A 12,111-nucleotide genomic window follows, 5' to 3' on the forward strand; every position below is an offset into this window, starting at 1 on the left:
AGGCTTCTGATGTAACTAACGGAGAAAACATGAAATACCTTTCATTCGGCAGGACGGGCTTGCAGGTTTCGCAGGTAGCTCTTGGTACGGGCAATTTCGGCACCGGCTGGGGTCATGGCGCCGATCAGGATACCAGCAAGGCGATTTTCAATGCATACGCCGAAGCGGGCGGCAACTTTATTGATGGCGCAGACGTTTACCAGTTTGGACAATCAGAAGAACTGCTCGGCACCCTGCTGCAGGGGCGGCGCGAGGACTTCGTACTCGCGACCAAATACACCAAGGGTGCACAGTCAGATGCTAACCGGCTTGTCACCGGCAACAGTCGCAAGGCGATGGTGGCCTCTGTGGAGGCAAGCTTGAAACGTCTGCGGACTGATCGCATAGACATTTACTGGGCGCATTGGCCGGATAATGTCACACCTGCCGAAGAAATCGTTCGAGGTTTCGAGGATCTCGCGCGCGCGGGCAAGATTCTTTATGCCGGTCTCTCCAACTTCCCAGCCTGGCGGCTATCGCGGGCTGTCACCCTCGCCGAACTCACCCATGCGGTGCCGATCGCCGCAGCGCAGTTCGAACACAGCCTCGTTCGGCGTGAACCCGAGGCTGATTTGTTTCCAGCCTCTCACGCGCTGGGGCTTGGAATCGTCACCTGGTCCCCACTGGGCGGCGGCATGCTGACCGGCAAATATCGCAGTGGTGAGAAGGGACGTGCTGAAGCGTTTGGTGGCAAGGTGTTTCAGCCGGAGAACAGTGAGCATCGTACCAAGGTGCTCGACACAGTGATCGCGGTCGCTGACGAACTTGCCGTCACCCCAGGGCAGGTTGCGATTGCCTGGGCAGGTACACACGGCGCGGTTCCCATCATAGGCCCCCGGTCAGTAATACAGCTCATCGACAATCTCGGTGCACTGTCGGTGCAACTTTCGGCAGAGCAGGTCAATCGTCTTGACGCGGTGAGTAGTCTGCTAGCTGTGGAGATTGTAAGGAAGGTCGTTCCTTGGGCTACAGGGGATGGAAGTCAGGTCGTTGCCTGATGAGTTAGGCAGGCGCTCCAAGGCGAACTCTGAGAGTGTGACGTTTTATAGGCTCGGCAGCAGGCCATTAGAGTGTAACCGTCCGGCGAAGTCACCTACCCGATCCCTGTAATAAGGGCGATGTTCTCCACTTAAAAAATACGTGGACACCATCGCCCTTATCATCAGGATTGCCATGCGCCAGAGAACTTCTTACCCCAAGCCCTTTAAAGCTCAGATCGTCCAGGAATGCCTGCAACCTGGCATATCGATGGCCAGCGTAGCCCTGCGCCACGGCATCAACGCCAATCTGGTTCGCAAATGGATACCTCTTTATCGTGATTGTAAGGCAACAACGTTGCCCACTTTTGTTCCGATAAAACTACCACCTCCACCGCACTCCGATCTGCAAATGTCCGTCAGTATCGACGTTCCTTTCGGCCATCAAAACCTCACCGTGAAGTGGCCGCTGGCCGATCCCGACGGGTGCGCCCGTTTTATCCGTGATCTCACTCAATGATCCGCATCGACGCCATCTGGCTCGCCACCGAGCCCATGGATATGCGCGCTGTCACCGAGACCGCCTTGGCCAGAGTTATCACGGTGCTCGGTGCGGCGAAGCCGCACTGCGCTTATATCTTTGCCAATCGACGGGCCAACCGAATGAAAGTGCTGGTGCACGACGGGATTGGTGTCTGGCTGGCGGCACGCCGGTTGAACCAAGGCAAATTCCACTGGCCAGGCATTCGACAAGATAGCGAGCTGGAACTGGATGCTGAGCAACTTCAGGCCCTGGTACTTGGTCTGCCTTCAGCGCGTTGGCGCTGGCGGTGCAATAACGATCCTTTAAAAGGCTGTAATTAACGTCTGAGCCTGCTGCCGCAGCCGGTCTGCTTTGGTAAAAGCCACGGCATGACTTCCTTGCCCAACCTCGACCACATGACCCCCGACCAACTGCGCGCTCTCGCTTTGCAGTTGCTATCGAAGGTCGAGACCATGGGCAGAAAGAGCCACCGCGATGACACCATCATCGAGCAGTTGACCCACGAGATCGCACTTCTCAAGCGGCACCGGTTTGCCAAGCGCAGCGAGCAGATCAGTCCTGAGCAAGGCAGCTTGCTCGACGATCTGCTTAACATCGATCTTGAGGCTATCGACGCTGAGCTGACGGCACTGCTTCCGGCTCCAGTTCCAGCAGAGGCGCGCCAAAAGCCAAAGCGCGCGCCGTTGCCGCCACAGTTTCCACGCACCGTCATTCATCATGAGCCAGAAAGCACTCAGTGCTCCTGCGGTTGCCAGCTCCAGCGCATCGGCGAGGACGTCAGCGAGAAGCTGGATTACACGCCAGGCGTGTTCACCGTCGAAAAACACGTGCGTGGAAAGTGGGCCTGCCGTCAGTGCGAAACACTGATCCAGGTGGCGGTACCGGCTCAGGTGATCGAAAAGGGCATCCCAACCGCAGGCCTGCTGGCTCACGTGATGGTGGCGAAGTTCGCTGACCACTTGCCGCTGTATCGGCAGGAGAAAATTTTCGGGCGCGCCGGTTTAGCGATCCAGCGCTCGACACTGGCGCAATGGGTTGGGCAGACCAGTGTGCAGCTTCAACCGTTGGTTGATGCCTTGCGAGAAGCTGTCTTGGCACAGCAAGTCGTCCATGCCGACGAGACGCCGGTGCAAATGCTTGCGCCCGGACAGAAGAAAACTCACGGTGCTTATGTCTGGGCTTACTGCACCACACCGTTCTCGGCAATTGAAGCTGTGGTTTATGACTTCAGCCCGAGCCGGGCCGGTGAGCATGCGCGTAACTTCCTCGGCACGTGGAACGGCAAGCTGGTGTGCGATAACTTTGCTGGTTACAAAGCAGGGTTCGAGAAGGGCATGACCGAAATCGGCTGCATGGCCCACGCCCGCCGTTAGTTTTTCGATCTGCATGTGGCGAATAAAAGCCAGCTGGCAGAGCAGGCGCTGCACTCGATTGGCGGCTTGTACGAGGTTGAACGCCAAGCGCGAGACATGAGTGACGAGGATCGTTGGCAAATCCGGCAAGAAAAAGCAGCACCATTAGCGAAAGCACTGCGCGATTGGATGTTGACCCAGCGCGATCTTGTGCCTAACGGCTCAGCAGCAGCCAAAGCCCTGAAACGCTGGGCAGCGCTAACGCGCTACCTTGATGACGGGGCCGTGCCCATAGATAACAAATGGTGTGAGAACTAGATCGCCCTTGGGCTCTTGGACGTAAAAACTGGCTCTTCGCAGGGTCGCTACGCAGCGGAAAGCGAGCGGCGGCGATCATGAGTTTGATCCAGTCGGCGCGGCTCAACGGGCATGATCCGTATGCTTATCTGAAGGACGTTCTTATACGCTTGTCGACGCAGCGCGCGAGCGAGATTACCGAGCTGTTGCCGCACAAGTGGGTACCCATTTAATCACGCACTGTGTGCTTACTGATGCGCGTTTAGACAGGTATTACCTTGACCTGCTCAACCGGCCTAGTCAATCTGATCTAGCTGGCTGCCATCGGTTGAAACGTACACCATGTACGGATTCGTCCAAAAAGCTGAATATCTGGAATCAAAAAGGAGGCACTATGCCTGTTTTCAATGCACACATCCCAAGGGGCCGCTTTTCGAGTGAGGAGAAGCGAGCTATCGCCGATGCCTTGAACCAGTCTCTTGTTCAAGGACTGGGCATACCAGAGGGTGACCGCTTCATAATGCTCAGCGAGCACGGCCCCGATGAGTTGTTCCTGCACCCGACTTTTATGGAAATGAACCGTGATCCAGCTCAGGCGATGATCATCACTGTGCTTGTCGGCGCTCATCGACCTCTTGAAGATAAACGCAAACTGGTCGCTGCTATAAACCGTTTGATCGTAGATGCAACAGGAATTTCACCTGACGATATCTTCATCTCGCTGATTCCTGTACCAAACGAGAATTTCTCGTTTGGCCGTGGCGAACTTCAGCTTGCGGAAGGCGGAGCGAAGTGGTGACCGAGGAGTAGTTAGAGTCAGAAGGCGGTCGCGAAGCGAGCGGTGGATTTACCCTTCTAGTTCCAACATTATGGGTGGTGTCCGCGAAATTTGAGTGGACAGCATTCCCCTTAAATCTAGAGTCGTGTAGATGACTTCGCCGGACGGTTACATTAGAGTAAGTGCTAGATGGCGTGAGACAACGCACGTCACTCACGCATCCGAATGCTCTCCTTCAAGGACGCGGGGTTTCATCCTAAGGCATGCTTCGGTGTCTATGACAGTTATAAGGGCTGCATCTCGCCCACGAGGAGTCCATTACCTTGCTGACGGCCAAATCGATTTCAAGCCAAACTCAACAAGCTGGCGCAGTGCGGCTTCACAGGGTGGACCGTGCTGGAGCTGGATGCAGCCGATAGATTTCGCGCAAGAGTTGCCGAAAGCGCGACGTTCATTCCCCAACACATGATTACTCGCGGCCACACAGCCTTTGACGATTTCGTCAACGTAGCCAGTCATGCGGCGCCCAATAAGGGTTTTCTAGGCATTCCCGAAACTTGAATTTACCAGTTCCTTCCAAACACGATGAGACGATGACTGTTATAAAGTGAATGAATGCGCGCTTGAGCGTCATGATGCTTCTGCAGCTCTTTGTTTGGCGAGAAGGTCTTGAACGATGCTGATCAAATCAGTATTTGAACCGGCCGATTAACTCTTTGAGTCGCCCGGAGATATCAGCCAGCCGCCCTGAGCCGCTCTGTGCGGAATGCGCGAACTGTTCGACCAGTTGAGCGTCTGTGTGGATCTGGGCTATGTGTCGGTTGATCTCTTCAGCCACTTGGTGCTGTTCTTCCGCCGCAGTGGCGATCTGCGTATTTTGGTCGCGAATGATGTCAACCGATGAACGAATTTTATCGAAGCTGTTGCGGGCTTTCTCTATAAAAGCCACGCTGGTCTGTGAGAACTCCAAGCTACCCTGCATCTGGTGAGTGACCATTTGGGTTCGTTTCGCCAAATTGCCGAGCAAACTGTCGATCTCACCCGTAGAGTCGGCGGTGCGACGTGCCAATGCGCGTACCTCATCGGCCACTACCGCAAAACCACGCCCCTGATCGCCGGCCCGCGCAGCCTCAATAGCCGCGTTGAGGGCTAGCAGGTTGGTCTGTTCAGCAATCGATCGAATGGTATCGAGGATACTGTTGATATTCTTGCTGTCCTCTTCGAGCCTTTGCATGGTTTCGGTTGATTGCTGCAGATCCTTGCTCAGTTTCATAACGCTGCCAGTGGCTTCGCCGATATGATGTTGGCCATTCTGGACGTCCTGATAACCCTCATCTGCACTAGATGCGGCTTGGCTGCACGAGCGGGCAACTTCATTGGCCGTCATCACCATTTCATTGAAAGCGGTACTCACCAGTTCTAACGCCAAGCGCTGACGCCCCGCGACCTCGTCCATATTTTTTGCGACTTGGTGGGTATCAGCTGCTGCTTCCTGTAATTCTGAAGATGCACCACCTATACGCTGCATCAGATGGGCGATCATGCCGAGAAATTGGTTAAACCATCCTGCCAGCTCGGCCGTCTCATCCTTGCCCAAAACTTTGAGCTGGCGAGTCAGATCTCCTTCGCCTTTCGCTATTTCCTGTAAGCCATCTGCGACACTTCGGATAGGCCGCACGATCAGGCTAGCAAAACTGGCACCGACGACCGCAAAAAAGAGGCCGAGCCCCCCTGCAATCGCCGCTATTAACCATGTCAAACTGGATGCCTTGGCCATGACTTCATCGCGCTCGATCAGGCCAATAAAGCGCCACCCCAGCCTTTGTGAGGTAACAACATTGGCCATGTAGAGCTTGCCATCGATCTCGACTTGGGTCACACCGTCGCTACTCTTGGCAAGACCCGCGTAGTTGGAGCCCAGATCCGTCATCGACTTGAAGTTATGCTGTGCATTGTGGGGGTCTACAAGCACGTTTCCGTTTGCTTCGACTAGCATCAGGTAGCCGCTATCCCCGAGCTTGATATTTTTAACCAATTCAGTCAGTTGCTTGAGCGATACATCCATACTCACCACACCAACCAAATTACCCGTGGCGCCGGTAACGGTACGTACAGTGCTGATGAGGGATACGTCATCAGCAGCCCAGTAATAGGCGCCTGTACGAACAGTCATACCTGGTGAAGCAATAGCAGCCTTGTACCAAGGGCGTTGGCGTGGATCATAGTTGGCAGTCTTGGGATCATCTGGCCAGCTGGCGTAGCCGCCGTCGCTCAATGCTAAGGAAAGATAAGCCGTTGTAGGATGGCTTTTGGCGAAGTCGTCGAAAACCTCCAGAAGCTTATGATTAGTCTCGGTAAGAGGTATTTTCGTTGCGTCAGCCCCGATGTAGCTCTTCAGGTCTCTGGCGGAGACGATGCGATTATCTGTGGCTATGTAATTTACATTTTGGCTGATGCTGTCGAAGAACTGCATCATGCCGTTATCGATTTGACGAATTTCACGTCTGCTACTGTCGACGAAATTTTCTCGGGCTGCGTCTCGCAGATTAACCACAACCAACGCTGCAACCACAATGACAGGGATACATGCGATAGCAGCGAATCCACAAGTCAGCTTCTGTTTGATATTCATGATCGCTTCCATAAGGATTTAATTTTCATAGGCAGAAACAACGTGCGTGGTTGAGTGTGAGGGCGGTTTACGCCTGCTTATTATTATACAATTAGGTATAATTATTTTATGCTTAACGCGCTTGCTCTCGTGCGAGTGATTGTGCAGCACAATGACATCTCTCAAATTGAAACAAATGCACGCTATTTATTAATGTGAACATGCCGTGAATGCTCAATGATGAATGACTTGGCTTATGATCTGACTAGTCAAGTGGTCGCCACGTGCAACTGACTAGGGTGAGCAGAATCATGACTCGTCCCGCTAGATTTCATTTAGGTGCTTCCGGTAGAGACTGGGCGGTATTCCGTAGAGTTCTTTGAAACATCTTTGAAAATGCGGCGGGCTTACGAAGCCAGTCTCAATACTTATATTTTTTAGCGGCTGCTCCGTATTACCGATCAACTGTTTCGCCCGAGTAAGTCGTAGCTCCAGGTAGCCCCTGTTGGGAGTAAGCCCTAGGTATTTCATGAAACGGCGCTCCAATTGCCTGCGCGAGACGTTGGCAAGCGCGGCGAGTTCGTACATATCGATTGGATCAGCGAGGTTTTCGCACATGAGTCTCAATGTGCTGTGCAGATGTTTAGGCAGCCTTTTAGGCGCACCGAATGCGCTCCGGAGTAATGTTTCGTAATACGCGTAATCTGCAGTCGGAAAGTTTTGTACTTTGTCCTTTACTGGGAGGGCTCTATTGATCTGTTCCAAGAATTTATTAACCAACGCCGTTGTGCCTTCGGGCCCAAACGCGGTTAACCTATTCCGATCCATGACGAACGACTCTGAACAGGTGCGTACGTCTGCGAAGGCCCATGACAGGGCGCTTTGCATTGGGGCGTGGCAAGCACATCGGTAACCGTCTAGTAGCTTGGCTTGGGATAGCGACCAAGTCCCTGACCACACGCTTGCTAAATATGCCCCTGAAGACGCCGCCGTTCTCAGCTTTTTCACAAGCCAAGGATTCTCGACCGTTCGAAGGTTCTGGCCACCTATAACCATTATCAGATGTGGGTCGGTTCTGAGTTCATGCGGGGTTTTGTCTGCTAAGACCTGTATCCCGAGATCGCTGTTAACCTCATATCCTGCAAGGCCTACAGTCGTAATTCTGATGTCAAGTGCTGGGCGCCTCGCCGTCTCAGAGGTAAAAGCCTCTAACGCGCAAGCATAGGCTGCCATAGAAAAATCTTGCAGGAGCACCAGCGCAACATCGACCGGATCTGACGTCTGTACGCCAACATTGAAAATCTTCTCAAGACGTTGTTCGGCTCCAGGAAATCCGATCTGCTGATCCATCTGGATGTCTCCTAATTGATGAAAGGCCAGCTCACTGAGCCAGCCAAGAGTCTTCAAACGGATAGGCCGAAAGGGGCACGCAGCCATCGCGAGTTATCAATACTTGCTGCTCTAATTTGACCCCCTCCTTACCGCCCTCAGCGCCGACACAGCTTTCGACGCACACAACCATATTTTCCAGAAACACCCCGTCATATCCGCCTGACACCCAGTCATTTCCTGCGTGGGCTATCGCTGGATATTCGTCCACCATCCCAACACCGTGGGCTAGGCAGTTGTACCGATTGTTAAAAAACTCTTCCGGGATGCGCCATGCATGATCCGAGAACTCGCGAAAAGAAATCCCGGCTTTGAGAAGCCCCAGGTTATGGTGAATCTGTTCATGTGCTGCGCGATACAGGCGCTTCTGCTCGGGGGTTGGGGGGACATGGCCGACTGTCCATGCGCGCGATATGTCGGCGCAATACCCATAAGGCCCGATGAGATCAGTATCGAAGGCGACGATTTCGCCTTCCTGCATAACTTTGTCGCTGCTTTCCTGCATCCATGGATTGGTGCGGGGGCCTGAGGCTAAGAGTCGAGTTTCTATCCACTCGCCCCCATGACGGACGTTCTCAAAGTGTAGCCATGCCCATAGCTCATTTTCGGTCATGCCTGGCCGCAGTTCGTCATACATCCGCTGGATGCCTCGCTCGCATACGGAAATTGTCCACTTCATGAGCTTTAATTCTTCAGGGGACTTCACTGCCCTAGCAGTTTCCATCAGCGCTTGGCCCTGTATGACCTCAATGCCATGACCCGCTAGGTAATATCGACCCTCAGGTTCAAGCCTATCGACTGCCAGCCGGCAATTTTTACCTCCGTAAAGTTTTACGAGATCTGCGATCTCTGCAGCCCACTGGGAAGCCTTCTCGTTCAGCCGGGGCCCTGATCCGAAGTAAGCCCAATTCACCGCTGGACGAAATTCTGTAATGCAATCGAGGTGTGCCGAGAGGTGGTTGCAGTTATGAAATTCCCATAAAACGATGGGCCCTGATGCGAAGACCACCGCATATCGCGACGGATTGCGGCCTGTCCAGACTTGCATATTCGATGAGTCAGTTGCGTAACGGATATTGACAGGGTCGTATAGCAGGATCGCGGTGCATTCGCTCGCCGCTAAGACGTCTCTAACACGCTGAAGGCGATAAATCCGGGCGGTATTAAGATCTTCCGATGAAACAGGATCCTTCAGCGGTTGGTCGGCAGCATCTTGATTGATGTAATGATTTTTCATCGCCTAAACCGTGTTGGGAGTTTTACAACAAAATAAATAGATTCCAGCTAGAAAAAAAATGAGCTCAGGTGGTAGATGCCGGTCTGAGCTCCAAATTTACGAGGTGTGAAAAGCACAATCAGGTCAAGCATCTATCGAGGGCTCGAGCCTCAGCGTTTCCAGATGTTCAACACATCTTTGATGAGAGGCAGATGCAGCTCGGTCTTAACTGCTGCCATCTCGTCCAGAACAGCCGGATTAGGTGTGTAGCCTTCGAAGTTCTCAAACACCCAGCAGGTGCCCACGCTCCAGAGGATCATTTTGGTGATCAGTTCATCGTCAATGCCGATGCCGCGACCCAGTGCATAAGCTTCCTCGACGAAGATGTAGTTGGTGTACTCCATGAAGCCAGCCAAGGTGTCTGCCAAGGCAAGCTGCTCCTTGGTAGGTTTGAATGCAGGGGCCGCATAGTGCGCAGGCAGCTTCGGCTTGATCCGACCGTACTTGTCAGTAACCATCTCGGGGCCGCGAACGTAGCTTTTGTTGATGCCATAATGCGTCGGTGCCTCAAACCCCGCGATGCGGATCTGGACGTCGTTCGAGTCCTCAGTAAGCTTCGAGATTTTCAGGTGGCCCAGTCGTTGATCGTAAACACGGCCTGCTGTGTGGTAGCGCTCATTGATAACTCGACCCAACGCTAGGTCGAGACCGAACTCGTTACCCAGAGCAACGGTGAGACTCATGTCCTTAACACCGATTTCCAAGGAGCACGATGAGTCATAGCTGCCGTCGAACAGCATTGGCATGAACTGCTCGGTGGCGACAGAGTTACCCTTCGACTCCTTCACGTAGTCCCACATCCAGTGGTTCGGGATGCCAGCCTGCTGGGAGATGGCAAAGCAATCGCCGGCGATGGCGACTGGGCCGTAAAACAGCAGGTTGGTGAGCAATTTCGTGGTTTGGGCTGAACCTATCTCACCTGTGTAAAAGGAAATCTTGGTAATCGTGTGCAGGACGTCAAGAGATACGTCGTAGCCCTCACGGTCGCCAGCGCAATAAATGCTGGAGTTGGCGAAATCGACCCCCATGTGAGAAAGATTGCTCACCGGGCCTTCGATGCTATAGACGCCCTTAGCTTTGGCCTCTTTAGCAATACGCAGTGTGTTGTGATAATCGGTTGTCGAGGTGTCGATCCAGGTTGTCCCCGGCTCCATCCCAGCCAATGCTCCGGAATCACCAAGCATGTTTTCGAGTACGTCTTCAGGGAGCGGCAAGCAGGTGATGACGATGTCATTGCCTCGGGCGGCGGCTTTCGGCGAGTCGGCCCAAACAGCACCAGCTGCGAGTACAGTTTTAGACGCAGCCGGAAACTTGTCATACACGGTCACTGAGTAGCCTTTTTTCAGCAACTCAAGGATCATTGGACGGCCCATGCAGCCGGTGCCGATGAAACCAATCTTATTGACGCTCATGCTCAATTTCTCCTACACACGGAAATAATATTATTAGAACTGACCTTATACATGGCCGGTGCAATCGGCGTATCGGGCTGAGGTGAAACTTAACATTGGGCATGTTTGTGTCAACTTCAAAATTACGGCAGTTGAAGGTTTAATTCAAGGTTGTGGGCTCCAGCGCTCTGACCAAAACCTCTATATTATCAGTTGGTTATGGCGTTTTAACTGTCTCGGATATGCGGCGGGCATCAGAAAAATCGATCACCGTAGATCAAACAATTCGGGGTCGGTTTAAGTGTGATCGAAATACTAGATCACGGTGATCGGTTAAATTCGCTTTACCAATGCTCTTAATGCATTTAATAGTTGGGGTCATGACCACCGGGGCATGATAGCTTCGAAAAAATGACTAGAAGAGGTGTGGTATGGTTAGAGAGGTGATTTTTAAAGGTTTATTCGGCACAGTAATAATTTGTGCTTCCTTTACGGCGTACGCCGACTGTAAAACAAGTGAGAAGATTCAGATTGCGGATATGGGGTTCGCTTCTGCCACCATTGTGGCGAACATTGAAAATCTTATTCTGAAGAAAGGCTACGGTTGCAATACTGAGCTTGTTCCTGGGGATACTGTTCCAACTGCAACCACTATGGCCACCAAAGGTGTACCTCACATAGGGCCTGAAATGTGGACGACTAATATTGGCGAAATATTGGAGGAGGGCGAGAAAAAGGGTAATTTGGTCATTGCCGGTGATGTAATTTCTACTGGCGGGGTTGAAGGATGGTGGATTCCGAAATACCTCAGTGAGCAATATCCGGATTTTAAGTCCGTTGCCGACATGCCTAAATATGCCAAGCTTTTCGCTGATCCAAATGATCCTGCGAAAGGTCGGTTTTTTAACTGTCCGCCAGGCTGGGGCTGTGAGATTGTCAACACCAATCTTTTCAAAGCTTATAAGCTTGGCGATGCTTACAATTTAGTCTCTCCTGGGTCGGGTGCAGCGCTGGATGCCACTATTGCGTCTGCGTACAAGCGTAAATTACCTTGGATCGGTTATTACTGGGGCCCAACCGCGATTCTTGGTAAATATGACATGGTGCAGTTGCAGATGAATCCTCCAGACACAAAACTGGATGCCTGCAATCGCAAGACAGACTGCCAGAACCCCCACGCTGGAGCCTTCTCCAATGTCCGAGTAGTGACTGCAGTAGCCACCACCCTCAAGAACTCAGAGCCTGACGTCTACTCATTTCTGTCAAAAGTCAGCCTGGATGTTCCGACTTACAACCGGCTGCTCTCATGGGGCGACGATAACAAGGCTGAGCCTAAAGAAACGGCTGAGTATTTCATCAAGAATTTCCCTGATGTGTGGAAAAAGTGGGTCACTGAGGAAGCGGCCAGCAAGATCTCCAAAATCTAGTCACTGCCATACCACTTGGTTATCTGCCTA

General features: G+C 52.7%; 9 protein-coding genes and 1 pseudogene. 6 read left to right on the top strand and 4 right to left on the bottom strand.

Features of this window, described 5'->3' with window-relative positions; translation table 11 throughout:
* The first annotated feature begins 29 nt into the window (after positions 1–29).
* From KDX30_RS04720 to KDX30_RS04740, 5 genes and pseudogenes are all read left to right on the top strand, one after another.
* Entirely contained in the window at positions 30–1,037 is a 1,008-nt protein-coding gene (locus KDX30_RS04720; protein ID WP_231675129.1) for an aldo/keto reductase, read from the top strand.
* A 175-nt stretch (positions 1,038–1,212) separates the two neighbouring features.
* Positions 1,213–1,536 carry an IS66-like element accessory protein TnpA gene (tnpA, locus tag KDX30_RS04725; RefSeq protein WP_231675130.1) on the top strand — a complete coding sequence of 108 codons (324 nt, stop codon included), beginning with the start codon at positions 1,213–1,215 and terminating at the stop codon, positions 1,534–1,536.
* The gene (gene tnpB, locus KDX30_RS04730) at positions 1,533–1,880 is read left to right on the top strand and encodes an IS66 family insertion sequence element accessory protein TnpB (RefSeq protein WP_231675131.1); all 348 of its coding nucleotides are present in this window, start codon (positions 1,533–1,535) and stop codon (positions 1,878–1,880) included. Before tnpA ends, tnpB begins: the two co-directional genes overlap by 4 nt.
* 48 nt (positions 1,881–1,928) lie before the next feature.
* Positions 1,929–3,442: pseudogene (gene tnpC, locus KDX30_RS04735) on the top strand (IS66 family transposase).
* Between the two features lie 161 nt (positions 3,443–3,603).
* A complete protein-coding gene (locus KDX30_RS04740) occupies positions 3,604–4,008 on the top strand; it encodes a tautomerase family protein (RefSeq protein ID WP_231675132.1) in 405 nt (134 codons plus the stop codon).
* Between the two features lie 667 nt (positions 4,009–4,675).
* Here KDX30_RS04740 and KDX30_RS04745 read toward each other — a convergent pair.
* The 4 genes from KDX30_RS04745 to KDX30_RS04760 form a co-directional block, all read right to left on the bottom strand.
* Positions 4,676–6,619, bottom strand: coding sequence for a methyl-accepting chemotaxis protein (locus tag KDX30_RS04745; RefSeq protein WP_231675133.1), 1,944 nt, complete (start codon positions 6,617–6,619; stop codon positions 4,676–4,678).
* Positions 6,620–6,922: 303 nt separating this feature from the next.
* Positions 6,923–7,948, bottom strand: coding sequence for a GlxA family transcriptional regulator (locus KDX30_RS04750; RefSeq protein WP_231675134.1), 1,026 nt, complete (start codon positions 7,946–7,948; stop codon positions 6,923–6,925).
* Between the two features lie 31 nt (positions 7,949–7,979).
* Positions 7,980–9,224, bottom strand: a complete 1,245-nt coding sequence (locus KDX30_RS04755) for a M24 family metallopeptidase (protein ID WP_231675135.1) — start codon at positions 9,222–9,224, stop codon at positions 7,980–7,982.
* A 149-nt stretch (positions 9,225–9,373) separates the two neighbouring features.
* Entirely contained in the window at positions 9,374–10,675 is a 1,302-nt protein-coding gene (locus KDX30_RS04760; protein ID WP_231675136.1) for an NAD(P)-dependent oxidoreductase, read from the bottom strand.
* A 410-nt stretch (positions 10,676–11,085) separates the two neighbouring features.
* Between KDX30_RS04760 and KDX30_RS04765 the strand changes: the two genes are divergently transcribed.
* Positions 11,086–12,081 carry an ABC transporter substrate-binding protein gene (locus tag KDX30_RS04765; protein ID WP_231675137.1) on the top strand — a complete coding sequence of 332 codons (996 nt, stop codon included), beginning with the start codon at positions 11,086–11,088 and terminating at the stop codon, positions 12,079–12,081.
* Positions 12,082–12,111: the final 30 nt, after the last annotated feature.

The organism is Pseudomonas quasicaspiana, from assembly GCF_021147825.1.
Classification (GTDB): domain Bacteria; phylum Pseudomonadota; class Gammaproteobacteria; order Pseudomonadales; family Pseudomonadaceae; genus Aquipseudomonas; species Aquipseudomonas quasicaspiana.

Excerpts from the sequence above, each read along its gene's own strand:
- KDX30_RS04720 (WP_231675129.1), top strand. The coding sequence starts at position 30 with ATGAAATACCTTTCATTCGGCAGGACGGGCTTGCAGGTTTCGCAGGTA.
- tnpA (WP_231675130.1), top strand. The coding sequence starts at position 1,213 with ATGCGCCAGAGAACTTCTTACCCCAAGCCCTTTAAAGCTCAGATCGTC.
- tnpB (WP_231675131.1), top strand. The coding sequence starts at position 1,533 with ATGATCCGCATCGACGCCATCTGGCTCGCCACCGAGCCCATGGATATG.
- KDX30_RS04740 (WP_231675132.1), top strand. The coding sequence starts at position 3,604 with ATGCCTGTTTTCAATGCACACATCCCAAGGGGCCGCTTTTCGAGTGAG.
- KDX30_RS04745 (WP_231675133.1), bottom strand. The coding sequence starts at position 6,619 with ATGAATATCAAACAGAAGCTGACTTGTGGATTCGCTGCTATCGCATGT.
- KDX30_RS04750 (WP_231675134.1), bottom strand. The coding sequence starts at position 7,948 with ATGGATCAGCAGATCGGATTTCCTGGAGCCGAACAACGTCTTGAGAAG.
- KDX30_RS04755 (WP_231675135.1), bottom strand. The coding sequence starts at position 9,224 with ATGAAAAATCATTACATCAATCAAGATGCTGCCGACCAACCGCTGAAG.
- KDX30_RS04760 (WP_231675136.1), bottom strand. The coding sequence starts at position 10,675 with ATGAGCGTCAATAAGATTGGTTTCATCGGCACCGGCTGCATGGGCCGT.
- KDX30_RS04765 (WP_231675137.1), top strand. The coding sequence starts at position 11,086 with ATGGTTAGAGAGGTGATTTTTAAAGGTTTATTCGGCACAGTAATAATT.